The following is a 26999-nucleotide window of genomic DNA, read 5'->3' on the forward strand; positions in this document are numbered from 1 at the left end:
GGGGGGACCTGCAACATGTTAGAACGAACGTTGCGTGTATTAGAATACAATAAAGTAAAAGAACAATTACTTGAACATACAGCATCTTCACTTGGTCGTGATAAAGTGAAGAATTTAGTGCCAAGCACAGATTTTGAAGAAATTGTGGAACTGCAAGAAACAACGGATGAGGCAGCGAAAGTTATCCGTTTAAAAGGACATGTACCACTTGGAGGGATTTCTGATATTCGCTCCAATATTAAGCGTGCGAAAATTGGAAGTATGTTAAGTCCTCATGAATTAATTGAAATCGCAAGTACGATGTACGGTAGTCGCCAAATGAAACGTTTCATTGACGATATGATTGACAACGGTGTTGAGCTTCCAATTTTAGAAACACATGTCGCGCAAATTGTGTCTTTATATGATTTAGAAAAGAAGATTACAAATTGTATTGGTGACGGCGGTGAAGTAGTCGATAGCGCAAGTGACAAATTGCGTGGTATTCGTAACCAAATTCGTACTGCGGAAAGCCGTATTCGTGAGAAATTAGAAAACATGACGCGTTCTTCAAACGCGCAAAAAATGTTATCAGATGCAATTGTAACGATTCGTAACGAACGCTACGTAATCCCGGTAAAACAAGAATACCGCGGCGTATATGGTGGTATTGTTCACGATCAATCTGCTTCTGGACAAACATTATTTATCGAACCGCAAGTAATCGTGGAATTAAATAACGCACTTCAAGAAGCGCGTGTGAAAGAAAAACAAGAAGTAGAACGCATTTTAATGATGTTAACGGAAGAAGTAGCAGTGGAAGCTGATATCGTTCTATCAAACGTAGAAGTAGTTGCAAATCTTGATTTCATTTTTGCAAAAGCTCTTTATGCGAAGCGAATTAAAGCGACGAAGCCAATCGTAAATAATGAACGCTACATGGATTTAAAACAAGCACGCCATCCGCTTATTGATCCGGAAATTATCGTGCCAAATAACATTATGCTTGGTAAAGACTTCACAACAATCGTTATTACAGGACCGAATACTGGTGGTAAAACAGTTACACTTAAAACAGTCGGTATTTGTGTCTTAATGGCGCAATCTGGTCTTCATATTCCGGTAATGGATGAATCAGAGATATGTGTATTTAAAAACATCTTTGCTGATATCGGTGATGAGCAATCGATTGAACAAAATTTAAGTACATTCTCTTCTCATATGGTAAACATTGTAGATATTTTAGAAAAAGCTGATTTTGAAAGTTTAGTCCTATTTGATGAATTAGGTGCTGGGACAGATCCGCAAGAAGGGGCTGCACTAGCGATTTCTATTTTAGATGAAGTATGTAACCGTGGTGCTCGCGTTGTTGCAACGACGCATTACCCAGAATTAAAAGCATATGGATACAATCGTGAGCAAGTTATTAATGCGAGCGTTGAGTTCGATGTGAATACATTAAGCCCAACGTACAAATTATTAATCGGTGTACCAGGACGTAGTAACGCCTTTGAAATTTCGAAGCGTCTTGGTTTGTCTGATCGCGTTATTGATCGCGCTCGTAACCATATTAGTACAGATACGAACAAAATCGAAAATATGATTGTAAAGCTAGAAGAAAGCCAAAAAAATGCAGAGCGCGAACGAAAAGAAGCGGAAGAACATCGTAAGCAATCTGAAAAACTTCATCGTGAATTACAGCGTCAAATTATTGAATTTAACGATGAGCGTGATGGGAAATTATTAAAAGCGCAAAAAGAAGGGGAAGAAAAAGTCGAAGCTGCGAAGAAAGAAGCAGAAGGCATTATTCATGAACTTCGTCAATTGCGTAAAGCACAGCTTGTAAATGTGAAAGACCATGAGCTTATTGAAGCAAAGAGCCGTCTAGAAGGGGCAGCGCCAGAGCTTGTGAAGAAACAAAAAGTAAATGTGAAAAATACAGCGCCGAAACAACAATTACGATCAGGTGATGAAGTAAAAGTGTTAACGTTCGGTCAAAAAGGTCAATTGCTTGAAAAAGTAAGTGACACAGAGTGGAGCGTACAAATTGGTATTCTGAAGATGAAAGTGAAAGAATCCAATATGGAATACATTAATACACCGAAGCAAACTGAGAAAAAAGCAGTCGCAAGTGTGAAGGGTAGAGATTATCACGTGTCGTTAGAGCTAGACCTTCGCGGCGAACGTTATGAAGATGCAATGATGCGCGTTGAAAAATATTTAGACGATGCACAGCTTGCAAGCTATCCTCGTGTGTCAATTATTCACGGTAAAGGAACAGGAGCGCTTCGCCAAGGTGTACAAGATTACTTGAAGAAACATCGCGGCGTGAAAACATACCGCTACGGTGACATGGGCGAGGGAGGCTTAGGCGTAACAGTTGTCGAATTAAAATAGCAAACAACCAAACAAAAGGGGAAACCATTATATGTTTATGGACAAACTTGCAAAAGTATTGTTAGCTTGTTGCGGAATATTTTTGGTAATTGGGGTTATTTATTTAGTTGTTTTTGCGAAGTAAAGGAGCGTCAATCTTGGCATAATGATATTGCCATGGATTGACGCTTTTAATCTATAAGAAAAGGAAAAAAACATGAAAATCAACCAATACATAAGCGAAGCAAAATCATGCTCTAGACGCGAAACAGACCGTCTTATTAAAGCAGGACGTATCGCGATTAACGGTGAAATTTGTACACACGGTACAATCGTGAGCGATGGTGATGTTGTAACGATTGATGGACAGGTTATTGCAAAGGAAGAGAAAGAAAAGGTGTATATCGTCTTTCATAAACCAGTTGGCATTACTTGTACAGCAGCCGAACATATTGAAGGAAACATTATTGATTATATCGATTATCCAGAACGAATCTTTCCTGTTGGACGATTAGATAGAGCATCGGAAGGACTCATCTTATTAACGAATGACGGTGCGATTGCGAATCAAATTTTGCACGGTGATCATGAGCATGAGAAAGAATATGTTGTCACTGTTGATAAGCCGTTTACAGATTGGTTTATTGATGAGATGTCCAGCGGTGTAAAGATTAAAGATGGAATGACGAAGCCATGTAAAGTGACGAGAGTTAATCAGTCTACATTCCGCATCGTTTTAACGCAAGGAATGAATAGGCAAATTCGTAGAATGAGTCGTGCTTTCGGATTTACTGTAACAAAGTTAAAGCGAGAGCGCATTATGAATATAGAGTTAAATGAACTGGAAGTAGGGAAATGGAGAGATATTACAGCTGAGGAATTAGAAATATTAATAGGGCGGTTATAGGGAGAAAAGTTTTCTTCCTATATTTTTTTGTCAGAAAAAATAAAACTATTGATTTTTTAAAAAATAGCCCATATAATAAAAAACAACAAGTTTCGACAACATATTTTATAAAAGTAATGATGAGGACATGAGTTGTTTTTGACGATTTTCAGAGAGGGAAGCCTTAGGCTGTGAGCTTCCTAATACGGAAAGACAAACTTACCACCTCTAAACTTCAAGAGTGAACTGCAGATGCATTGTAATTCTTGGCGGATAAAACCGTTATCAATTTACACGAGCTATAAAATGAGCTTATTTCGTTATAAATTCATTTTATTAGAATAAGGGTGGAACCACGATTTCAACACTCGTCCCTTTGTTAGGGACGGGTGTTTTTTGCGTTCTTTTACGGGGAAGTATGCTTGAAAGAGGATATGTGACGGATTTTAATTCAGAATATTTTGTCAATAAAATAATTAGGAGGTAGTAGAAATGAAATCATCTTTAAAGTTTTCTGAGATGTTTGCAATAAGCTTAATGTTATTTGCACTGTTTTTCGGTGCCGGTAATATGATTTTCCCACCAGCGTTAGGACAAGGTGCTGGAACAGATGTATGGATCGCATTATTTGGCTTTATCGTAACAGGTGTAGGACTGCCTTTATTAGGAGTTATTGTTATAGCTCTAAAGGGAGATATTAATGAATTAGCAAGACGTGTACATCCTGTATTCGCGCTACTTTTCATTACTGCAATTTATTTATGTTTAGGCGTATTTGTTAGTGTGCCACGTACAGGGACTGTTGCTTATGAAATGAGTGTTGCACCGTTTTTACCAAGTGAGATAGTTGGTCAATCCTATCCACTTGTTATCTTTACATTTATTTTCTTTGCAGTAACTTTCTATTTAGCATTAAACCCATCGAAATTAGTGGGGCGCATTGGTAAAGTGTTAACTCCAATTTTATTAGCTGTTATTGCAATTATTGTAGCGAAAGCAATTATGACTCCAATGGGAGAGTTTGGTGCCCCTACAGAAGCGTATAGTGCCCCGCTCTTTAAAGGTTTTATTGATGGATATTTAACTTTAGATGGATTAGCAGCACTTGTTTTCGGAAATGTTGTGATCAATGCTTTAAAAGCAAAAGGCATTACAAATAAGAACAGTATTGCGAAAGTAACAATCTTTGCAGGATTTATTGCAGCACTTGGCTTACTTCTTGTTTATTTAGCACTTGCTTACCTTGGAGCTTCAAGTGTTTCACTTGGAATGGGAGCAAACGGTGGAATTATTTTAACAAACGTCGTGAATCATTTATTTGGTAGTTACGGAACATTATTACTAGGTATCGCAATTACAGCAGCATGCTTAACAACTTCTGTCGGTATTGTAGCAGCTTGTGGAGAATATTTTTCTTCGTTATTACCAAAGCTTTCTTATCAAAAAGTCATTTTCATTTTCTCTGTATTAGCATTTATGGTAGCAAATCTTGGTTTAACTCAGTTAAACGCATTAGCATTGCCGATTTTAATTGCAATTTACCCAATTGGTATCGTACTGATCGTATTATCGCTTGTTGAAAACTATATTCGTCTTCCATTAGCTATGTATGTAGGCGGTATTGTAGGCGCATTTGCAATTAGCTTCTTTGATGGATTGCATAATGCAAATCTTCAAGTAGCGGCCCTTGCTCCTATTTTAGATAAAATTCCATTATATAGTGTAGGGATTGGTTGGCTAGTTCCGGGTATCATTGGAATTGCAATTGGATATGTAGTTTCTTTATTTCAAAAGCAAGAAATTGCTGTAGAAAAATAAGGGAAAGAGGCTTTCTTTAAAAGAAAGCCTCTTTTTTTGTAGAAAAATTATATATAGAAGAATTCAGATATTAAAAATTTTATACGTAATATAGTTGACAAAAAAATTACCAGTAGGCTAAGATTGACTTAGTTGTGGAAATATTGGAAGGGAAGAGGTTTTCTATGACTATATCATTTTTGTAAGAAGAGGTGATAGAACGATAGAATTAGGCGGTTTATTTTTTTTGAAATTCGTTGAGAATGATAATCAATAAAATGATGAAAGAGTTTTATGTTTATTCTTATAGGAAAAATTGGTGGGATTATTTTTTTGTCTATCAATGAGAATGATAATCAATATATTTCTAACTACATAGTGTTACTCGTTATAAAATAGAGATAGAAAGATTATTTTTTTTCTTATATATTGAGAATAATTATCATTTTCAAAAAAGAAAAACAAGGAGGCAGTAAGGTAAATGAGAAAGTTTTCGGTATTACCCGCTTTTATTATGACATTCGTATGTATGCTAGCTTTTCTCGTAGTGCCATTCGGACAAGCTTCGGCAAATGTAGCTGACGGTACTTACGATATTAACTATGTCATACAAAAAGCAGAAAATGATTCAGCTTCAATGGCAAATGATTATTTTGAAAAACCAGCTAAGTTAATTGTAAAAAATGGTGAGATGAGAGTACAAATTCCTATGAATCATAGTGCTTGGATTACAGAATTTAAAGCACCAGAGAACGGGAACTTTGTTGATGCAAAAGTTGTTAGTAAAGATGAATCTGCAGATAAAAGAACTGTAGAGTTTAAAATAGACGACTTATCTAAACCAGCAGCTGTAAAAATTCATGTTGTTGTACCGAACGTAAATTATGACCATAACTACACAATTCGCTTTGCGTTTGATGCAAATGTAAAAGCAGTAGGTGGAGAGAATAAGGCAACTGCTGCAACAAAAAATGAAGATCAAACTCAAAAAAATACACAAGTAAAAGAAGAAGTGAAGAAAGAAGAGAGCAAAGAAACAAACAAAGATGTAAATAAAGGAACAAATGAAAGTGGGAAAGCTGAAAAAACAGATAACCCAAAAACAAGTGATGAAGCACGTATCGGATTATTTGCAGCATTACTTCTTATTTCAGGTGTTTTCTTAGTTCGTAAAGTGAAGTTAGGTAAATAAATCTTTGGAAGGGCGATGAATATATGTTTAAACAATTTAAAATGATTATTGCCGTATTTGCTGTCTTATTTACGTTTATAGCAACACTAGGGTTACAAGATGCAAAAGCTGCTACACAACTAGCTGATGGAAAATATAATATTGCTTTTACTGTATGGAAAGGCGATAAAGATGAATCATCTAGAATGAATAGTTATTTTGAAAGTCCAGCAACATTAACAGTTAAAAATGGAAAACAATACGTTTCATTGAAAGTGAAAGATAGTGTTTCTATTAAAAGTTTCCAAGTAGAAAAAGATGGTCAATTTTTAGAAACAACAGTCTTAAGTGAAAACAAAAAAGAGAATACTAGAGTAGTAGAATTTGAAGTAGCTGACTTGTCAGAAAAACTAAAAGGAAAGGTGAAAATTAACATCCCAATTATTAATTATAACGCTTCATATGATATTCGTTTTGTATTTGATGGGAACAGCATTAAATAATTGGAAATTTTTTAAAAAGGAGAGTCATTCTATTGAACAGGTATTTTAAAATTGTTGTTGCAATGTTTCTAACGATTTTCACATTCGTATCAACGCTACAACCCCTTGCAGTTCAAGCTGCTAGTCAACTAGCTGACGGTGAATATTCAATCGGTTTCAAAGTTCTTAAAGACACATCAGATGAAGAATCCATGATGAATCAATACTCTGTAAGTCCAGGAACTTTAAAAGTGAAGAATGGGAAAAAGAAAGTATCCTTTACGTTAGAACATAGTTCATGGATTACAAAGTTTGAAACGGAAAAAAGTGGTCAGTTTGTTGCGACAAATGTAATTAGTGAAGATCAAGAAAAAGATACAAGAGTCGTAGAATTTGATGTGGACGATGTAGAGAAGGTATTAAATGCGAAAGTAAAAGTAGACATTGATTTTTTAAATTATCATCATGACTATGATGTGCGTATTGCATTTGATCAAAATAGTATTACACCGATTCATGTAGAACAACCAAATGAAAAAGAGGACCCAGCTAATAAGCCAGATCCAAATGAAAATCCGGATCCGAGTCAGAAGCCCGACCAAAAGCCTGACCCAGATCAACAACCAAATTCTAACACAATTAAAGATGGAGAGTACAGCATTCCATTTAAAGTGTTAAAAGATCAAACAGATGAAGAATCTAAAATGAATACTTACATGGTAAATCCAGGGGTATTAAAAGTAGAAAACGGTAAGAAAAAAGCAATTGTAACGTTAAAAAATAGCTCATTAATTAAAAATTTCCAAACGGAAAAAGATGGCGCATTTGCTGATGCAAAAGTAGTGAGTGAAGATAAAGAAAAAGATACAAGAGTAGTAGAATTTGAAGTAGACGATTTATCTAAAAAACTAAATACAAAAGTATTTATTGAAGTGGCATCACAAGGTTACAAGCAAACACATAATGTACAACTTTTATTTGAACAAGATAAACTTGAACAAATTAAAAATGAAGAGAAACAACCGGAAGTAGAAAAACCAGATACTGAAACAATTAAAGATGGTGAGTACAGCGTTCCGTTTAAAGTGTTAAAAGATCAAACAGATGAAGAATCTAAGATGAATACTTACATGGTAAATCCAGGGGTATTAAAAGTAGAAAATGGTAAGAAAAAAGCAATTGTAACACTAAAAAGTAGCTCATTAATTAAAAATTTCCAAACGGAAAAAGATGGTGCGTTTGTTGATGCAAAAGTAGTGAGTGAAGATAAAGAAAAAGATACAAGAGTAGTAGAGTTTGAAGTAAACGATTTATCTAAAAAACTAAATACAAAAGTATTTATCGAAATGGCATCAAGAAACTATAAGCAAACACATGATGTGCAACTTTTATTTGAACAAGATAAGCTTGAACAAATTAAACATGAAGAGAAACCAGAAGTAGAGAAACCAGAAGTAGAGAAACCAGAAGTAGAGAAACCAGAAGTAGAGAAACCAGAAGTAGAGAAACCAGAAGTAGAGAAACCAGAAGTAGAGAAACCAGAAGTAGAGAAACCAGAAGTAGAGAAACCAGAAGTAGAGAAACCAGAAGTAGAGAAACCAGAAGTAGAGAAACCAGAAGTAGAGAAACCAGAAGTAGAGAAACCAGAAGTAGAGAAACCAGAAGTAGAGAAACCAGAAGTAGAGAAGCCAGAAGTAGAGAAACCGGAAGTAGAAAAACCAGATGGAAACAAAAATCCAGATGCTGAAACCATTAAAGATGGTGAATACAGTATCAATTTCAAAGCTTTAAAAGATCAAACAGAAGAAATTTCAATGATGAACACGTATACAAAGAGTCCAGGCGTGTTAAAAGTGAAAGATGGTAAAAAATATGTATCATTCACATTAACGAATAGCGCTTGGATTACAAAGTTTGAATTTGATAAAAATGGTTCGTTTGTTGATGCGAGTGTATTGAGTGAAGATACGAAAGCTGATACGCGTGTAGTGGAAGTGGAAGTAGCAGATTTATCGAAAAAATTAAACGCAAAAGTAAAAGTCGACATCGATTCAATGAATTATCATCATTTCTATGATATTCAATTTGCATTTGATAAAGATAGCATTAAACCGTTAGATAACCAAGGCGGAAATGATAACCAAGGCGGAAATGATAACCAAGGCGGAAACGACAACCAAGGCGGAAATGATAACCAAGGTGGAAACGACAACCAAGGCGGAAACGACAACCAAGGCGGAAACGACAACCAAGGTGGAAACAACAACCAAGGTGGAAACAACAACCAAGGCGGAAACGACAACCAAGGTGGAAACAACAACCAAGGCGGAAACGACAACCAAGGCAATAATACAACAATTGATCCAAACGCTCTTAAAGACGGTGAATACAGCATTGGCTTTAAAGTATTAAAAGATCAAACAGATGAAATATCAATGATGAATACATACACAAAAAGCCCAGGTGTATTGAAAGTAAAAGATGGTAAGAAATATGTATCGTTTACATTAACAAATAGTACATGGATTACAAAGTTTGATTTTGAGAAGAATGGCTCGTTTGTTAATGCAAAAGTATTAAGTGAAAATAAAGAGCAAAATACAAGAGTAGTAGAAGTAGAAGTAAATGATTTGTCTAAAAAATTAAATGCAAAAGTAAAAGTAGATATTGATTCAATGAATTATCACCATTTCTACGATGTTCAATTTGTATTTGATCAAGATAGTATCAAAGCTTTAGGGAACCAAGGTGGAAACGATAACCAAGGCGGAAACGACAACCAAGGCGGAAATGATAACCAAGGTGGAAACGACAACCAAGGTGGAAGCGACAACCAAGGCGGAAATGACAATCAAGGTGGAAATAATACACCGAAAGTAATAGTTGATCCGAAAAATTTAGTGGATGGTCAATATGATATTACATTTAAAGTGTTAAAAGACAAAACAGAAGAACTTTCAAAGATGCATGACTATACTGTAAATCCAGCAAAATTAATCGTTAAAGATGGTAAAAAGTACATTGAGATGACGCTGAAAAATAGTGCGTGGATTACGAAATTCCAAACAGAAAACAATAGTCTTTTTGCTGATGCAAAAGTAGTAAGTGAAGATAAAAATACAAATACGCGAGTAGTACAATTTGAAGTAGAAGATTTATTTAAAAAATTAAATGCAAAAGTGAAAGTAGACATTGATGAGATGAACTACCACCACTTCTACGATGTACAAATTCAATTTGATACAAATAATATCGGCGCGGTAGGAACTATTAAAGAGGATCCAAAAAATGATCCGAAAAATCCAGTGACTACACCGAAAGTAGATAATGTAAAAACAGTAGGTACTCCTGATTTTAACCGAAATGCAGATGATAAGAAGAAAAAAGAAGATACAAAGAATGATGCGAAAAAAGAGAAAAACTCAAAAACAGCAGATACAGCACAACTTGGTTTATACATGGTGCTACTGCTCGGTTCACTTGCTTTACTAGTTCGAAAATATAGAGCAGGTAGATTGTAATTTTTGGAGTCTTGATGCATGTTTGCATGCATCAAGACTTGTTTCATATTGTTTGGAAAGGAGTGGTGATTAAGAGTGAAGAAAATTGTAAGTGTACTAATGGCTATCATTTTATTAGTGAGTATAGCTGGATGCCAGGCGCCCAAAAAAGAAACAGCGAAGCAGGTAAAGAGTGAGGGTAAAGAGAGGATTGTCGCAACGACAGTTGCTGTTACTGAAATTATGGATGCATTAGAAGTAGATTTAATTGGTGTACCAACAAGTACTAAAGATTTACCAAAGAGATATAAAGGTTTACCTGAAGTTGGGAATCCGATGAGTCCTGATATGGAAAAGGTAAAATCATTAAAGCCGTCAGAAGTATTATCCGTGACAACACTTGAATATGAATTAAAGCCAGTTTTTGATGGTGTAGGTATGAAAGCAAACTTTTTAGATCTAACAAGTTTAAAAAATATGCAAAATTCCATTATTAATTTAGGTAAGCAATATGGACGTGAAAAGCAGGCTGAAGCAGTTGTAACTAAGTTAGATAACAAGGTTGCAGAGATTCAAAAAGCAGTAAAGGGAAAGAAAGAACCGACAGTGCTTATTTTATTAGGTGTACCGGGGAGTTATTTAGTAGCAACAGAGCATTCTTATATTGGAGATTTAGTGAAACAATTAGGTGGTAAAAACATTGTACAAGGTGAACAAGTAGAGTATTTAGCTTCTAATACAGAGTATTTAAAAAAAGCTGATCCAGACATTATTTTACGAGCAGCACATGGTATGCCTGATGAAGTTGTAAAAATGTTTGATAAAGAATTTAAAACAAATGATATTTGGAAACACTTCGCTGCAGTTAAAAATAATCGTGTTTACGATTTAGAAGAGCGTTTATTTGGAACGACAGGAAATTTAGCAGCGACTGAAGCTTTAGATGAATTGAAAAAAATGATGTATCCGTGATGCATTTTAATATAAAGGAAGATTAGCATGAATAAAAAATTTTGGAGTTTCTTTATTGTTACTGTATTACTCATCGTTATGACTTTGTTGTCAGCGACGAAAGGTAGTTTAGAAGTAGGTATTGTTGACCTTGTACAAGGAATATTTACAGGGGCAAATGAAGATGTTGAAGTTATTAAAGATTTACGTTTCCCACGTATTATCATTGCACTATTCACTGGGGCGGCACTTGCTGTTTCTGGTGTGCTCTTCCAAGCTGTCATGAAAAATCCACTTGCGGATGCTGGGGTAATTGGGATATCTTCAGGGGCAAGTTTTATGACACTTGTAATTATTACATTATTTCCACAGTTTTTCTTCTGGACACCGGTATTTGCCTTTTTAGGCGGAGCTTTTGCGTGTTACTTAGTTTATTCATTTTCATGGAAATCTGGATTGAGTCCGTTACGCATCATTTTAATTGGTATTGCCATTAACGCGATGTTTACTGGATTAAATGAATCGTTCATTACGATCTGCGGATACTTCATTAAGAGTATTAAACAAACGACGACTTCAAATATAACAATGAAGACATGGGGAGATGTGGAAATCATCGTCACATACGGAACAATTGGACTTGTTCTTGCGCTGTTTGTAGGAGCGTGGTGTAACTTATTATCATTACAAGATAAGACTGCAAAGAACTTAGGTCTTCATGTGACGAGAGTTCGCCTTATTATTTCCGCAATTGCAGTGTTGCTAGCGGCTGTATCAACCGCCATTGCAGGAGTTATTGCTTTCGTAGGTTTGCTTGTTCCTCATATTTCAAGACAATTTGTCGGTTCAGATCACAAAGTGTTAATTCCATTTTCTGCGCTAGCAGGGGCATTGTTAATTTTGACGGCGGATACGATTGGAAGATTGCTTGTGCCACCTAATGAAATTCCAGCAGCGACAATTATGGCGGTTATTGGCGGCCCATTCTTAATATTCTTGCTGAGAAAGAGTGATAAAGTTCATGGAAATTAAAAATGTAACCTTTTCGTATGACAATGTAACAGATCGTTTAAAGTCTGTTAGTAGTGAAATAGAAATGGGGAAAATCACAACCATTATTGGCCCAAACGGTTGTGGGAAATCAACATTACTTGGTGTTATGTCAAGAAATCACACTCCCCGTAGTGGGGAAGTAATACTTGATGGAAAAGCAATTAGTATGTATAAGCCGAAAGAGTTTGCTAGAAAACTAGCGGTTGTTCATCAACAAAATGAGGCGCCGGCAGATATTACTGTAGAAAAATTAACGAGTTTTGGTCGTATGCCATATAAAAATATTTTTTCTTCACACAATGAGGAAGATAGTGAAGCTATTGAAAGGGCACTTACTTGTACGAATTTACAGAGTAAGCGAGATAAGCCAATTCATGCTTTATCTGGCGGTGAGAGACAAAGGGTATGGATTGCGATGACTTTAGCACAAAAAACACCGATGCTCTTTTTAGATGAGCCAACAACGTATTTAGATATTTATTATCAGCTTGAAATATTAGAGTTAGTGAAAGAATTAAATGAAGTATATGGATTGACGATTGTAATGGTACTGCATGATATTAATCAAGCGATTCGATATAGTGATCACATTATTGTTATGAAAGATGGTGAAATCGTTACGAAAGGTAACCCGAATGATGTAGTAACAGAGGATATGATTAAAACGATATACGGTGTAGATGTCGTTGTAAAGCATGATGAAGATACAGGGTTGTATATGGTACCGATGGGAATTTAAGCACTGATCGCAATCCGTTTTGAGGTGATAATTTGAGTAGTACAGAAAAACAGAAAAAGAATCCTTTTTTTAAACGAATACTTACGGTTGTTTTTTTAGGTATCTTTTTCTACTCAATGTATGAATTAGGCGGCATTTTTATGGACTACTATGAAAATCGTAAAGTAATGGCTGAGGCACAAGGAATTTATGAGCGGAGTCCGGTAGAGGAAAAGGCAAAAGACGGAGAGATACGAAAACAGTTTCAAGATTTACAAAAAATTAACCAAGAAATAGTTGGATGGATTACGATGGATGATACACAAATTAATTATCCAATTGTTCAAGCTAAAGATAATGATTACTATTTATACCGTAATTATAAAGGAGAAGATATGCGAGCAGGCAGTATCTTTATGGACTATCGTAATGATGTGAAGTCGCAAAATCGAAATACAATTTTATACGGTCACCGTATGAAAGATGGTTCTATGTTTGCAAGTTTAAAGAAAATGTTAGATGAAGATTTCTTCATGTCGCATCGTAAATTATATTACGATACATTATTTGAAGGATATGATCTTGAAGTGTTTTCGGTGTATACAACAACAACTGATTTTTATTACATTGAAACGGATTTTAGCAGTAATACGGAATACACATCATTTTTGGAGAAAATTCAAGAAAAATCGCTGTACAAAACGGATACAAAAGTGACAGAAAGTGATCAAATCGTAACACTTTCGACGTGTGACTATGCACTTGATCCGGAAGCGGGAAGATTAGTAGTGCATGCGAAACTAGTAAAAAGACAGTAAATAAAAAAAGTATAGAATATGAGAAGTGATAACGCTCCTCATATTCTATACTTTAAAAAAGAAATATGCTTACTGTGCTGCTGCCATTGGCATACGTACAACCTCAACATTATAGTAAGTGATTTTATTGTCGAGAATATACTCTGGTAGCCCACCTTGATGTGAGTGAGCATCTTTAAATGCTGAGCTCTTCGTCCAACCTTGAAAATCTTCTTTTGAATTCCAGCGAGTGCTAATTGTTACTTCATCGTAATCAACTGTATTTTGTGTTAAAAGAACTTCTAATCCTAAAAAACCAGGCATTGTTTCAACTTTTCCAACTTTATTAAAACGCTCGATTAATTTATGACCATTATCTTTCGTAATTTTAGTTATATTTGCAACAATAATCATGTTTATTCCTCCTATAAAGTTACTTTTAATTTCATGAATTCATATACATTAAATGATAATGAAATTCATTATCATTGTCAATAGTAATAATGAAATATATAAGTTTTTTTTCGATTATGGGGGAGGATGAGCTGGTTGTACTAGCAAAGCGATAATATGGTATAGTGAAACGGGGCTGTTTTTTCAGCCTCGTTTTTTACATTGCTTCCTACTAATTAGAAAGCATTTAAATGGAAAGGAAGACATTACATGCGATCTGAAGTAACTATAAAAATAAAACCGAAGTTTATAAAAGAAATTAAAAGTGGGTATCCACTTATTTTAAAAGATGCGATTCAAAATTTAAATGATGTACGTGAAGAAGGGACAATCATCAACGTAGTGGATGAGAAGAACCAATTCATCGGAAAAGGCTATTATGGAAAACAAAATAAAGGATATGGATGGATTTTAACGAGAAAAGAGAAGGAGGAAGTGAATCAATCTTTCTTTGAAAGTAAAATCAAATCTGCTTTACATAAACGAAAAGATTTTTATAAATCAAATGATACAACAGCGTTTCGTGCCCTGAATGGTGAGGGTGATGGCCTTGGTGGGTTAATCATCGATTATTATGACGGTTATTACGTAATAAGTTGGTATAGTGAAGGTATTTATACTTTCCGCGATGAAATCGTAGCAGCACTTCAAAAAGTAGCAAACTTCAAAGGGATTTATGAGAAAAAACGTTTTGATACGAAAGGAAAGTACATTGAAGGTGATGATTTCGTAACAGGAGAGCACGGTGAGTTCCCACTTATCGTAAAAGAAAACGGTGTAAATTTTGCTGTATATTTAAATGACGGGGCGATGGTTGGTGTATTTTTAGATCAACGTAACGTTCGAAAACAAATTCGTGATAAATATGCAAAAGGAAGAACAGTTTTAAATATGTTCTCTTATACTGGAGCTTTCTCTGTATTTGCAGCACTTGGCGGCGCAAGTAAAACAACAAGTGTTGACCTTGCAAATCGTAGCTTAAGTAAAACGATTGAGCAGTTTAGTGTAAATGAAATTGATTACGAAGCACAAGATATTATTGTAGAAGATGTATTTCTATATTTCAAATATGCTGCTAAGAAAAAGATGAAATTTGATATGGTTGTACTTGACCCTCCAAGTTTTGCACGCTCAAAAAAATATACGTTCAGTGCGGCGAAAGATTATAAAAACTTATTAAAAGAAACAATTGCGATTACAGAAAATAACGGTATTATCGTAGCTTCTACAAATTGTAGCGCATTCGATATGAAAAAGTTTAATGGCTTTATCGATACAGCATTCAAAGAAATGAACGGTAAATATAAAATATTAGAAGAACATTCTTTACCAGAAGATTTCCGTACAATTGATCAATTTAAAGAAGGAGACTATTTAAAAGTGGTTTTCATCGAGAAAATTAAAGGTTAATAAAGAAAAAGGAGCTCAAGTTTAAATGAGCTCCTTTTCTTATTGAATGATATTTTGGACTCTGCCAACTTGCCCGTCCTGCAATCGTACTTTAATGCCATGCGGATGAGAGGGTGAGTTAGTTAAAATATCTTTTACAATTCCTCTTGTTAGCTTGCCTGTACGTTGATCTTGTTTTAACACAATATCAACCGCAAGACCTGGCGCGACGTTAGATCGTTTTTGCCCGCTCATTTATACACCTGTACGTCTACGTTGGTTGTTTGTTTTCTTCGTTTGTTGGTTTTGTAATTTTTTCGTTTCTTGACTTTGACTTCCATTATTTGAGCCGTTTCCATTTCCTTGCTTTTTCTTTGCAAGTTGTTCGCGCATTAAATCAGCTAAGCTTACTTTTTTGTTTTCTGACATGATAAGTCTCCTTTATATAAAGTTAATTATGAACAATAGTAGTGAATTTCATCATATCATTGTTAAGGAAGGAAGGGAAGTTGGTTTAAAAATTCACATAATTGTACCAACTAATTTGCAGTTGCGATACAATTGAATTGTTAATGTTTGTGAAAAGGGGATAGAAATATGTCATATCATATTTTATTAGTTGAAGATGATATCTCAATTCAAGAGATGGTTGAAAAGTACTTGGTAAAAGAAGGCTTTCAAATTACAATCGCATCTGATGGTGAAGAAGGCGTATTATCCTTTTTAAAATCATCATTTGATTTAATTATTCTTGATATTATGATGCCGAAGTTAGATGGATTAGAGGTTGTAAGAATTATCCGTGAGAAGAGTGCTGTTCCGATTTTAATGATGTCAGCAAAAGATACGGATGTTGATAAAGCGATTGGCTTAGGGCTTGGAGCAGATGATTACATTTGTAAACCATTTTCTATGATTGAATTAGCAGCACGTGTCAAAGCTGCAATTCGAAGATCTACAAAGTATTCAGCTACGGAACTGAAAGAGGAGACCATTCAGATTGGGGACTTAATAATTGACCCAATTAATTTTACGGTGGAGAAAAAGGGAAAACAGCTTAAACTTACTTTCAAAGAGTTTGAGATTTTAAAACTATTCGTGAAGAATCAAAAACGTGTATTTACAAAAGCACAAATATATACGCTAGTTTGGAATGAAGAATATTATGGTGATGATAATGTTATTAATGTTCATATGAGGAGATTACGCGAGAAGATTGAAACGGACCCATCTAACCCGGAATATATAAAAACACTGTGGGGAATTGGCTATAAATTGGAAGTGATGTAGTATGGTTATATTTTTAACAGTGGTGATTATTATATTGCTTATCGTTATTTACGTGCAATATAAAATTAGGAAAAATAGTAGTAGGAATTTACGCTACACGTATGAGAAGTTAAATCGAATTGTAAAAGAACAAACTGGTGAGAAGCTATTAATTATGACAGATGATCTAGAATTGCAAAAGTTATTAGTGGCGATTAATCATTTATTAGATGCAAAACAGAAAACGAATGCAGATCATGCGAAAGTGGAAATTTCGATGAGAAAAATGCTTTCAAATATTTCACATGATTTGAAAACACCACTAACAGTTATTCTTGGATATACCGAAATGTTAAATAAGGATAAAACGATAAATGAGAAAGAGCAGCAAATATTACTCGAAAAGGTGCATGTAAAAACACTAGAAGTGATGGAACTGATTCATAAGTTTTTTGATTTAGCAAAATTAGAATCCGGTGACAAAGCAATCGAGATGACAAAAGTAAATATGAATGAAGTTTGCCGAGAGAAGATTTTATCTTTTTATGATTTAGTGACGACGAAAGGTTTTCATGTCCATATTGATATAGCAGAAAGAAATATATATGCACTTGGAAATGTAGAAGTATTAGGCAGGGTATTGAATAATTTAATATCAAATGCGATTACATATGGGGACGATGGAAAGACAATTGGTATGACTTTAAGAGATGATGAAACGAGTGTGTATATAGACGTATGGGATAAAGGAAAAGGAATTGATGAATCTCATATTGATAAAGTGTTTGAGCGTATGTACACACTTGAAGATTCAAGAAATAGATTGTACCAAGGAAGTGGTCTAGGGTTAACGATTACGAAAAGGCTTGTGGAAGCGATGGATGGAGAAATTTATCTTTCTAGTAAGCCGTATGAAAAAACGGTTTTTACAGTTGTATTAACAAAGATGCAGTTTTAGCTTGTAGAGAAGTAGATTCTACAAGCTTTTTTGAACGTAAGGAATTTGTAAGGAACGGGTAAGAAAAAAGAGATTTCCGTTGTCTATTATAGAAATATAGAGCAGTGCGAAAGGGGAAAGTGACATGACATATATATTAAAAACGAACCAGTTAACGAAAGTGTTTAAAGGGAAAGAAGTTATTTCTAGTGTTAATATGCATGTGAAAAAAGGAGAGATTTACGGCTTTTTAGGACCGAACGGCGCGGGTAAAACAACGATTATGAAAATGATTACAAATTTAATAAAACCGACGAGCGGTGATATTGAAATTTTCGGTGAGAAGTTAACAGACACATCTTATGAAGTATTAAAAAGAATGGGGACAATTATTGAATATCCAATCTTTTATGATAAATTAACGGCGAAGGAAAACTTAGAATTACATTGTGAATATATGGGATATTACGATAAAAACGCAATTGATCATGCTTTAAATTTAGTGAAACTGCACGGTATAGATAATAAAAAAGTAAAAGATTTTTCATTAGGAATGAAACAACGACTTGGTATTGCAAGGGCGATCATGACAAAGCCAGAATTACTCATTTTAGATGAACCGATTAATGGTTTAGATCCAATTGGTATTAAAGAGTTACGAGACTTATTTAAAATGCTTTGCAAAGAATATGGCATTACGTTATTAGTTTCTAGTCACATTTTAGGTGAGATGGAACAAATGGCAGATACAATCGGTGTGATTCAAAATGGAAAACTAATAAAAGAAGTTTCAATGAAGAGTATTAACGGAAAACAAACAGAGTACATTGAAATCACTGTTCCTGACGTAAAACGTGCAGCTTATATTTTAGAAGATAAACTTGGTATAAAAAACTACAAAATAATGAGTGGAAACATGATTCGTGTTTATGAAGTGGCGGTGACGCAGCAGGCAATTTCAAAAGCACTTATTATGAACGATGTAGAAATTGAAAGTATTAATAAGAAACATAGTTCTTTAGAAGAGTATTTCTTAAATGTAATGGATGGAGAAGGTATTCATGCTTAATGGACTGTGGCTGAACCTGGTAAGTGGATTAATCGTAATGTTTATAAGTGGAATTCTCTATTATAGGAAACCAGAGCGGAAATGGTTGTTAATTCTACCAGTGATAGGAATGTTAAGCGTAGTTACTGCTGGAATTAGAATGTTAGCAGCGTAGAGAGAGTTATATAAAGAATGGAGGCGTGGTTTGTATGCTTAGATTAATGAAGCTAGAGTGGAAAAAACATCAATTATCTAGTTACTTTAAAAGTGTAGCAATTTGTATTATAGCAATTTTTATTGTAGTAAATCTTATGGCGTTGGGAGTGAAAGGCGAGGTAGATTTGCTACTCTCTGACTTCACACAACAAATGGCTTTAATAAACATTTTTATTAGGATAACATTCATTACTTTTAGTTCAGTCCTTTTATCACGTTTAGTAATTGATGAGTATAAGAACAAAACGATGCAACTATCGTTTATGTACCCGCTACAAAGGAAAATGCTAATGAGGGCGAAATTAACAATTGTTTTTTGTTTTTGTTTTGTGAGCACGATTATTGCTACTTTCATTATTAGTTTGCTCGTATATTTTGTGAGTCCAATGATCGGACTGATTGAAACGCCTGCTACGATAGGCGAATTAATAGCTAGCGTTCCAACTACTATTATAAGTGCATTTATGATATCTGGTATAAGTTTAATTCCTTTATTTTTTGGGATGAGAAAAAAATCGACACCGACAACAATTACTTCTGCAGTAATAATTGGGATGCTAATTAATGGTAACGTTGGTTCTGGAAACGGTCAAGTAAGTATGTTTAATTTTATCGCTATTCCAATAGTGCTCTGTTTATTAGGGATTTTTATTAGTTATCTTTCATATCGTAAAATCGACAAAATTGATGTGGCGTGAAGTAAGCTTAAAACAACAACGAACTGGGGTATGAATAGTGAAAAAAATAATAGTAATTGCAAGTTTACTTATTACAATTGCTAGTGTGGTTTTTGGTTTTAAGGTGTTTCAGGGGAAAGATTTTAAGAAAGAAAAGTCTTTTGAGATAAATAATATAAAAGAAATAGAAATAGACAATGAAAACTGGGATATTGAATTTAAAAGTACAGACTCTAATAAAATAGTAGTTTCCGCCCAAGGTCAACAAGTAGATAAAGAGATAGATCCCGTCAAAATAGAAAATGACGGTAATAAAGTTGTGATTAAGCAAAAACAAAAGGTGACCAAATTTTTTAATGGTTTTACATTTAGGAAGAAAAATAGTATATCTATAGCTGTTCCGAAGAAAGAAATAGATAAAATTGTATTAAATAATAAATCGGGTGATGTGAAAATAAGCGATATAGTAGTAAAAAGTATCGTGACAAAAGGCAAGTCTGGAGATGAAATGATTGTAGGACTATCGGCAGATAAGGGTGAGTTCACATCCGAAAGTGGAGATTTAATGTTAAAAGATAGTTCATTACAAGAAGTAAATATAACTTCTACTACTGGCGATAATTATGTGAAAAATATAAAAAACGAAAATATGAACATCACTTCAACATCCGGGGAAGTATTACTGAAAGATATGACAGAAGGAAAATCATTATTTGTAGAAACAAAATCAGGTGATATTGGCGTAAGGTACAAAGATGTCCCAGCTTCATTGAAGCTTACGGCTAAAAGTAATTCGACTGACATAATGATAGATTTAAAAGGACTTAAGAAAGATAAAAATACAGAAAAGATAAAAGAAGGAACCATCGGTGATGCAAAAAATGATGTGAAGATTTTAAGTAAAACAGGAGGAATTTATATCGATTAAAATTTAAATAAAAGGAGGACTATCATGCTACGTCTTATGAAGCTAGAACTGAAGAAGTTTAAGCTCGGATGGTATGTGAAGAGAGCAGTTATTGCAAATATCATTATACTGGCACTACTAATTTTCGTTAGTTTCGTTGCTCAAATAGAAGGAGATCCTGAAATAAAAGATCCACAGAAAATTTTGTTGATGGCTAGCACATTAGTAAGAGCAACATTTATTATTTTTGGTGGCGTACTAATAGCCAAGTTAATAATTGATGAATATAAAAACAAAACAATATTACTCATGTTTTCTTATCCAATTAACCGAAAGAAAATGATGGTTAGTAAGTTGGCCATTACAGCAACATTAACATTTATAACAGTTATTTTATCGAACATTTTAGTAGTAGGAATTTTCTTTGGGATAGATAGTTATTTTTCAATTCTTCCTAATCCATTTACAGTAGATCAATTGATGCAAGAAGGAATAAAACTGGTTCCTTTAGCCATTGCAACTGCGGGAATGAGTTTAATCCCATTATATTTCGGAATGCGTAAACGTTCAGTGCCAACTACAATTGTTTCATCCCTTATCGTTGTATCAATTGCAATGAATAGCAACCCAACGTTTCCTACAGCAACTTTTCTTCCCCTTCAACTAGCATTGGCAGCAATTGGAGTTGCGATTGCATATTACGGAATTAAAAATATAGAGAAGGAAGATATAACAGTATGACAAGAATACGTAAAAAAGAGTTGGCGTTATACCAACTTTTTTTTGTATATGTATGCTTCGTTACTACTCTGTAAATTTATAGTGTTTGCTTAAATACTCTTGCACTCCTGGAGAAATGTTAAAGTTATTAGGACTTTTATATTCGATAGTAAACTCTCCGTCTGTATTTGTTTCAAAAGAGATCGCATAGCTATTCATTTTAGAATCATAAGAAGTATCTTTGACTTTTGTATTTAAATTGAAGTATTTTGTAATATAACTTTTTGATTCGGCAATTGCTGTTTGTTTTCCCCATGGTGTGCCATAACATGTGAAGTAAATAGATACACCGATAACTCCAATGATTGAAGTTAGTAAAAGAGTTCCCAATGTTATTTTTTTATTCTTTGTATTCAATACGGTTCCCCTTTCCTAATAATATGAATTTATTTTAACGTATTTTCCTCATAAAACAACTATTTAGTAGAAAATAGTTTCACATGAAACAAGTTACAGAAAAAGACAAGGTGATAGGACACCTTGTCTTTTTCTGTCATTACATTTTTGGAGCTTCCATTCCAGCTGCAGCCCATTCTTCTTTCGAAGGGCCGTATACGCCAGGGACTTTTAATCCAGCTTGACGCATTAAAACAGTCATCTGCCCGCGGTGGTGATTTTGATGATTAATGAGTGTTATTAAAAATATAGAATTCGGCATAGGACGACCAAAGAAGTCATTAATAGTAGCTAAGTCTTTATCAGTCCATTCGCTTTGAAGTGCTTCAACAAAAGCTACATTTACTTTACGGTACTCATCTGTAATTGTTTTTGCTGAAGTTGGTACAGGATAATCCTTTGTTTCACCTTCAAACTTTAACCCTGTCCCTGATAGAATAACAGGAATTGCAGTAACGATATGCCAAGCAACTCTTCCTAACGTCCAGTGTTCAGGTGCAATTTCTTGTGACAAAGATTCATCTGTTAATGCATCGAGCATCTTTTGAGTAGACTCAGCCTCGTATTTCCATGATTGTAAAAAGCCTTCAATTGTTTGGTACATGTTATCCCTCCTAGTTATGTTCATGGGTTAAATTCGTGAAAAACAGTTAGTTTCCTGTTAGGCTATGAAAATGAATAATAAAAAAAGAGGCTTCCAATACAAGAAGCCTCCTTTTTAATTAACTTTCTTCCCACTTTTCCTCATTAACCATAAGAAATACGGAGCTCCAAGTACAGCAACAACAAGCCCAGAAGGTATTTCTTTCGGATATGCAATTGTTCGTCCGAGTAAGTCAGCAACGGAAAGAAGGATTGCTCCAAACAGTGCTGAACAAACGAATAGTCTTTGATGATTCATGCCAACAACGATCCGCGCTAAGTGCGGTGCAACAAGGCCTAAAAAGGCGATAGTACCGACAGCAGCGATATTGACTGATGCAAGTAGTGTCGCTAAAACAATTAGAGCAAGACGCGTTTTATTTACAGGCTGCCCGAGTCCGGTTGCTAAATCATCGCCAAGCACAAGAACGTCAAGTTGTTTCATTAAGAAAAAGATAATTAGCACAAGAATCAGCGATGGATATAGAATGATATTTTCTAAGTGATTCCATCCCCTTGCATAAGTACTACCTGACAACCATGTTAAAGCAGCAGCCACATTCAAATTCGCTTTAACGATAAAGATTTGAATAATCGCTGAACCGAGCGCCGAAATGCCAATTCCTATTAAAGCGAGAGCTGTTGGACTAAATCCTGATTTCCATGAGAAGAAAAGGACAATTCCAACTGCAAGCAGTCCACCAATAAATGCACCAATTGGTAGGAAGAAACCAGGAAGTGCAGGGAAGACATACATAATGGTTAAAGCACCTACACCGGCTCCAGACGAAATTCCGATAATAGATGGATCAGCCAGTGGATTTCGTAATATGCCTTGGAAAACAAGTCCGCTTATCGCAAGACAGGCTCCAGCAATAGCGGCAACGAGCATTCTTGGTAAACGAAGATTCATCATCATATTTTTATCAAATTGTGTTAATTGTCCTGTTATGACATTTGTAATGTTTTCGATATAAGAGTTGCTACCGATTGCAACGCCAAGAGAAATCGTCACAATACAAAGCATGATAGATATAATGATTACCTTTTTATAAGAGTAATAGCGAGAACTAGCTCCAGCTGCATTAGCTCCATTATCATTCATATATTGTTTCGATTTCATCATGCGATACACTAAATAAATAAGCCAAGGTGATCCAATCATTGCTGTAACTGCCCCGACAGGTAATTCTGCGCCAGTTGGATCTATTAATCTACCGACAACATCTGCTCCTAGTAATAATATTGCTCCCCATAAGAATGAGGAGAGAAGGAGGGTAAAGTGTTGACGATAACCAATAAGGCGCATTAAGTGTGGTGCAACTAAGCCGACAAACCCAATCGGTCCAACAACAGTTACAATTACTGCTGTTAAAAAGATTGCAGCGATGAATGCAATAAACCGTGTTACTGCGGTTTTCTCTCCAAGTGAAACAGCTACATCATCGCCGAGTAAGAGGATATTAAGCTTACGTGACATGAATAGTAAAACTAGGAAAGAAATAATGATAAATGGAAAAGCAAATTGAACGCCATCCCAGTTATTTTGAATAAGAGATCCAGCTCCCCATAAAAATAAACCTGCTGTTTCATTTTCATAGAAAAGCTGCATCGTTCCAGTAAAGGCAGAAAGCATTAATGTAACGACCATCCCAGCTAGCGCCATTCTAAGTGGGGTTCCCTTTTTCCCACCAGAAATACGGTATACAAATAAAGCAGTAATTGCACCACCGATAAATGTGAAAAGAAGTGAGTTAATTTGCAAACCTTTCGGTAAAAAAATAGTAGCTGTTACTAAAAAGAAATATGCTCCAGAGTGAATTCCCATTGTACTGGCTTCAGCAAGTGGATTTTTCGTTAAAGTTTGTAAAATGACCCCAGATGCAGCAAGAGCCCCTCCAGCTAAAATAGCAATTACAGCTCTAGGTAATCGAAGCATGATTAAAGTTTGATGCTCTAGAGATTGGTTCGGTGAGATAAGAGCGTCGATAATCATACTATAGGAAATATTTGCTTGTCCCTGACCAATATGAATAAAGAAAAGGAGGAGCAAGAGAGCTGCTCCTCCTCCGAATACAAGACTTGCTCGAAGTGTATGTTGAAAGCTATTCATCGTTCAATCACTTCTTCGCAGTCATTACATCTGCTACTTGTTTTGCTAATGATTTTGCAGATTCAGGACCACCGAAAATCCAAGTGTCGCCTTTTAATTTATACATTTTGTTTTCTTTTTTGAACTTTAACTCTTCCCAAGCAGGGTTCCCTTTTAATTGAGTATCAAAAATGTTATCTTCATCAGCTACAATGTAAATGAAGTTTGAATCTTGTACACTTTGTAATGATTCTACAGTTGTTTGTTTAAAACCATCTGCCTCAGATTTACCTGGTTCAAAAGTATTTGTTAAACCTAATTTTTTTGTAACCTGTAAAGCTGTAGAATTGTCAGTTAAAATACGGAATGTTGGCACATTTTTAGCTGTAAATGCTTGTGCCATTGCAATATTTTTATCTTTTAAGCCTGCTTTGTCAATTTTTGCTTTTGCATCAGCAAATGTTTTATCCATATCAGCTAATACTTTTTTACCTTCTTCTTCTTTTCCAACTGCTTTTGCAATTTGTTTAAATGTTTCTGTCATTTCTGCAAAGTGATCGTTATTGCTTGTTGATGGATCAAACATAACTGTTGGTGCAATTTGTTCTAATTCGTTTTTAATAGCTTTACTACGGAATGAAGCTGTGATAATTAAATCTGGTTTTAGACGGCTAATTTCTTCTAAGTTTGGTTGTTGACGTGTCCCTACGTCTACAACATCTTTACCTGGTTTTGTTTCTGTATTTACCCATTTATTATAATTCTTAATGTCTGCCATCCCTACTGGCTGAACACCAAGTGCTAATAAGTCTTCTGAATATACCCACTCAAGTACAACAACTTTTTTCGCTGGTTTATCTAACTTTGTTTCCCCTTCAGCATGTTTAATTGTTATAGCTTGATTTTTATTGTCCGCTTTTGTTTCTTTTTTCTCTTCTTTCTGTTGTCCGCATCCGACAACGAATAGAAGAACTACCATGAAAATGCTAAGAATTTTCTTCATCTTCTGCCCCCAAATGAATTATTTTATATGCAATGCACGATATTGAAAATCGTTATCAATTACAACAACCAAATCATACTATGAGGATATTTTAAGTGTCAATATTTTTTTAAAATTTCGACGAAAAATAACGAATTATACGAATTTTGATATATGAGATTGAAATCCATATGTGTATGAAAAATGCAGAAAAGGAATTTCGTTTAAGCAGGAAGGCGAATGTACAAGCAAAAAGAGAGAGTGTCGCATGTAATAATTACTAGAATATAGGGAATAAACCTGTGTTTATCTCCATTGATGAAAGTTTCTCTTTATTATTCGATAGATGTATTTTAATTCGTTGCTTATATTTAAAAGATTGAATTTGAAGGAAGGGATCAACATGTCTTCATGGCGCAATGATACAAATGGATATTGTGGGTGTAATCAAAACGGTGTACATGTTGATTCATGCTGTTTTAGTTGCGATGGGACAGTTCCTAAGCTTGGTCCAACAGGTCCAACGGGGGCGACAGGAGCAACAGGCCCAACAGGTGACACAGGTCCAACAGGAGCGACAGGAATAACGGGAGCAACAGGAATAACGGGAGCGACAGGAATAACGGGAGCAACAGGAGCAACAGGTCCAACGGGAGCGACAGGAATAACGGGGGCAACGGGGGCAACGGGAGCAACGGGAGCAACGGGAGCAACGGGAGCAACGGGAGCAACGGGAGCAACGGGAGCAACAGGAGCAACGGGAGCAACGGGAGCGACGGGAGCGACGGGAGCAACAGGATCAACGGGAGTAACGGGAGCAACAGGAGCAACAGGAGCAACGGGAGTAACGGGAGCAACGGGAGCAACAGGAGTAACGGGAGCAACGGGAGCAACGGGAGCAACGGGAGCAACAGGAGCAACGGGAGCAACGGGAGCAACAGGATCAACGGGAGCAACAGGAGCAACAGGAGTAACAGGAGTAACGGGAGCAACAGGAGCAACGGGAGCAACAGGAGCAACGGGAGCAACGGGAGTAACAGGTGAAACGGGAGCAACAGGATCAACGGGAGTAACGGGTACAAGTATAACTGCGACGTATGCATTTGCGAATAATACATCAGGAGCGGCAATATCAGTGCTTCTTGGTGGAACAAATGTCCCACTTCCAAATAATCAAAATATCGGTCCAGGAATTACAGTATCGGGGGGGAACACAGTATTTACGGCCGCAAATGCGGGGAATTATTATATTTCATATACAGTTAATATAACGGCTTCATTATTAGTTAGTTCGCGAATTACAATTAACGGTGCACCGCTTGCGGGGACTATCAATTCCCCTGCATTAGCAACGACATCATTTAGTGCAACAATTATTACGACTCTTGCAGCGGGGAGTGCAATTAGTTTGCAGTTGTTTGGATTGTTAGCTATTGCAACATTATCAACGACTACACCTGGTGCAGTTTTAACGATTATAAGATTAAGCTAATTAACGATA

Annotated in this window: 26 protein-coding genes and 1 other annotated feature; of the genes, 19 read left to right on the forward strand and 7 right to left on the reverse strand. The window is 35.3% G+C overall.

Features of this window, described 5'->3' with window-relative positions:
• The first annotated feature begins 15 nt into the window (after positions 1-15).
• From MKX77_RS01770 to srtB, 10 genes are all read left to right on the forward strand, one after another.
• Positions 16-2376: an endonuclease MutS2 gene (locus MKX77_RS01770; RefSeq protein WP_341305656.1), complete on the forward strand. Its 2361-nt coding sequence runs from the start codon at positions 16-18 to the stop codon at positions 2374-2376.
• Positions 2377-2572: 196 nt separating this feature from the next.
• Positions 2573-3262, forward strand: a complete 690-nt coding sequence (locus MKX77_RS01775) for a 23S rRNA pseudouridine(2604) synthase RluF (RefSeq protein WP_341305657.1) — start codon at positions 2573-2575, stop codon at positions 3260-3262.
• Positions 3263-3369: 107 nt separating this feature from the next.
• Positions 3370-3620: a binding site (T-box leader), on the forward strand.
• Positions 3621-3733: 113 nt separating this feature from the next.
• Positions 3734-5059: a branched-chain amino acid transport system II carrier protein BrnQ6 gene (gene brnQ6 / locus MKX77_RS01780; protein WP_341305658.1), complete on the forward strand. Its 1326-nt coding sequence runs from the start codon at positions 3734-3736 to the stop codon at positions 5057-5059.
• A gap of 460 nt (positions 5060-5519) precedes the next feature.
• Positions 5520-6230 (forward strand): heme uptake protein IsdC, encoded by a 711-nt coding sequence (gene isdC / locus MKX77_RS01785; protein ID WP_016102984.1) that lies wholly within the window; start codon positions 5520-5522, stop codon positions 6228-6230.
• 23 nt (positions 6231-6253) lie between these two features.
• Positions 6254-6712, forward strand: a complete 459-nt coding sequence (locus MKX77_RS01790) for an NEAT domain-containing protein (protein ID WP_002067448.1) — start codon at positions 6254-6256, stop codon at positions 6710-6712.
• Positions 6713-6744: 32 nt separating this feature from the next.
• The gene (locus tag MKX77_RS01795; RefSeq protein WP_341305659.1) at positions 6745-10212 is read left to right on the forward strand and encodes an NEAT domain-containing protein; all 3468 of its coding nucleotides are present in this window, start codon (positions 6745-6747) and stop codon (positions 10210-10212) included.
• 75 nt (positions 10213-10287) lie between these two features.
• Entirely contained in the window at positions 10288-11163 is an 876-nt protein-coding gene (gene isdE, locus MKX77_RS01800; RefSeq protein ID WP_341305660.1) for a heme ABC transporter substrate-binding protein IsdE, read from the forward strand.
• A gap of 27 nt (positions 11164-11190) precedes the next feature.
• The gene (locus MKX77_RS01805) at positions 11191-12174 is read left to right on the forward strand and encodes a FecCD family ABC transporter permease (RefSeq protein WP_341305661.1); all 984 of its coding nucleotides are present in this window, start codon (positions 11191-11193) and stop codon (positions 12172-12174) included.
• Positions 12164-12934 carry an ABC transporter ATP-binding protein gene (locus MKX77_RS01810; protein ID WP_341305662.1) on the forward strand — a complete coding sequence of 257 codons (771 nt, stop codon included), beginning with the start codon at positions 12164-12166 and terminating at the stop codon, positions 12932-12934. The genes MKX77_RS01805 and MKX77_RS01810 overlap by 11 nt, the downstream gene beginning before the upstream one ends.
• Before the next feature lie 32 nt (positions 12935-12966).
• Positions 12967-13731, forward strand: coding sequence for a class B sortase (gene srtB / locus MKX77_RS01815; protein ID WP_341305663.1), 765 nt, complete (start codon positions 12967-12969; stop codon positions 13729-13731).
• Positions 13732-13800: 69 nt separating this feature from the next.
• Here the strand turns inward: srtB and isdG are convergent, their stop codons facing one another.
• The gene (gene isdG / locus MKX77_RS01820) at positions 13801-14124 is read right to left on the reverse strand and encodes a heme oxygenase (RefSeq protein ID WP_215554346.1); all 324 of its coding nucleotides are present in this window, start codon (positions 14122-14124) and stop codon (positions 13801-13803) included.
• 249 nt (positions 14125-14373) lie between these two features.
• On the opposite strand from isdG, the gene MKX77_RS01825 reads away from it, so the two are divergent.
• A complete protein-coding gene (locus MKX77_RS01825) occupies positions 14374-15573 on the forward strand; it encodes a class I SAM-dependent rRNA methyltransferase (RefSeq protein ID WP_215554345.1) in 1200 nt (399 codons plus the stop codon).
• Between the two features lie 39 nt (positions 15574-15612).
• On the opposite strand, the gene MKX77_RS01830 is transcribed toward MKX77_RS01825, so the two are convergent.
• Positions 15613-15807 carry a YwbE family protein gene (locus tag MKX77_RS01830; protein ID WP_002160297.1) on the reverse strand — a complete coding sequence of 65 codons (195 nt, stop codon included), beginning with the start codon at positions 15805-15807 and terminating at the stop codon, positions 15613-15615.
• A complete protein-coding gene (locus MKX77_RS01835) occupies positions 15808-15981 on the reverse strand; it encodes a hypothetical protein (protein WP_002015431.1) in 174 nt (57 codons plus the stop codon).
• A gap of 168 nt (positions 15982-16149) precedes the next feature.
• Here MKX77_RS01835 and MKX77_RS01840 point away from each other — a divergent pair, with 168 nt between their 5' ends.
• From MKX77_RS01840 to MKX77_RS01870, 7 genes are all read left to right on the forward strand, one after another.
• The gene (locus MKX77_RS01840; protein WP_215554344.1) at positions 16150-16842 is read left to right on the forward strand and encodes a response regulator transcription factor; all 693 of its coding nucleotides are present in this window, start codon (positions 16150-16152) and stop codon (positions 16840-16842) included.
• A 1-nt stretch (position 16843) separates the two neighbouring features.
• Positions 16844-17779, forward strand: a complete 936-nt coding sequence (locus tag MKX77_RS01845; RefSeq protein ID WP_341305664.1) for a HAMP domain-containing histidine kinase — start codon at positions 16844-16846, stop codon at positions 17777-17779.
• Positions 17780-17903: 124 nt separating this feature from the next.
• Positions 17904-18827, forward strand: a complete 924-nt coding sequence (locus MKX77_RS01850; RefSeq protein ID WP_341305665.1) for an ABC transporter ATP-binding protein — start codon at positions 17904-17906, stop codon at positions 18825-18827.
• A complete protein-coding gene (locus tag MKX77_RS01855) occupies positions 18820-18981 on the forward strand; it encodes a hypothetical protein (protein ID WP_341305666.1) in 162 nt (53 codons plus the stop codon). The genes MKX77_RS01850 and MKX77_RS01855 overlap by 8 nt, the downstream gene beginning before the upstream one ends.
• Positions 18982-19015: 34 nt before the next feature.
• The gene (locus MKX77_RS01860) at positions 19016-19720 is read left to right on the forward strand and encodes an ABC transporter permease (protein ID WP_341305667.1); all 705 of its coding nucleotides are present in this window, start codon (positions 19016-19018) and stop codon (positions 19718-19720) included.
• A 37-nt stretch (positions 19721-19757) separates the two neighbouring features.
• Positions 19758-20627: a DUF4097 family beta strand repeat-containing protein gene (locus MKX77_RS01865; RefSeq protein ID WP_341305668.1), complete on the forward strand. Its 870-nt coding sequence runs from the start codon at positions 19758-19760 to the stop codon at positions 20625-20627.
• A 24-nt stretch (positions 20628-20651) separates the two neighbouring features.
• Positions 20652-21347, forward strand: coding sequence for an ABC transporter permease (locus MKX77_RS01870; RefSeq protein WP_341305669.1), 696 nt, complete (start codon positions 20652-20654; stop codon positions 21345-21347).
• Between the two features lie 63 nt (positions 21348-21410).
• Here MKX77_RS01870 and MKX77_RS01875 read toward each other — a convergent pair whose 3' ends face one another.
• From MKX77_RS01875 to MKX77_RS01890, 4 genes are all read right to left on the reverse strand, one after another.
• Positions 21411-21743 carry a YfjL-like protein gene (locus tag MKX77_RS01875; protein ID WP_341305670.1) on the reverse strand — a complete coding sequence of 111 codons (333 nt, stop codon included), beginning with the start codon at positions 21741-21743 and terminating at the stop codon, positions 21411-21413.
• A 139-nt stretch (positions 21744-21882) separates the two neighbouring features.
• Complete coding sequence (locus MKX77_RS01880; RefSeq protein WP_088079449.1) at positions 21883-22386, reverse strand: DinB family protein; 504 nt, start codon at positions 22384-22386, stop codon at positions 21883-21885.
• Between the two features lie 114 nt (positions 22387-22500).
• Positions 22501-24537 (reverse strand): Fe(3+)-hydroxamate ABC transporter permease FhuB, encoded by a 2037-nt coding sequence (gene fhuB, locus MKX77_RS01885; protein WP_341305671.1) that lies wholly within the window; start codon positions 24535-24537, stop codon positions 22501-22503.
• Positions 24538-24544: 7 nt separating this feature from the next.
• Positions 24545-25519 (reverse strand): ABC transporter substrate-binding protein, encoded by a 975-nt coding sequence (locus MKX77_RS01890; RefSeq protein ID WP_341305672.1) that lies wholly within the window; start codon positions 25517-25519, stop codon positions 24545-24547.
• Positions 25520-25901: 382 nt separating this feature from the next.
• Between MKX77_RS01890 and MKX77_RS01895 the strand changes: the two genes are divergently transcribed.
• Complete coding sequence (locus MKX77_RS01895) at positions 25902-26990, forward strand: BclA C-terminal domain-containing protein (protein WP_341305673.1); 1089 nt, start codon at positions 25902-25904, stop codon at positions 26988-26990.
• Positions 26991-26999: the final 9 nt, after the last annotated feature.

Origin of the sequence: Bacillus sp. FSL R9-9410 (assembly GCF_038050385.1) — a bacterium.
GTDB classification, from domain to species: domain Bacteria; phylum Bacillota; class Bacilli; order Bacillales; family Bacillaceae_G; genus Bacillus_A; species Bacillus_A cereus_U.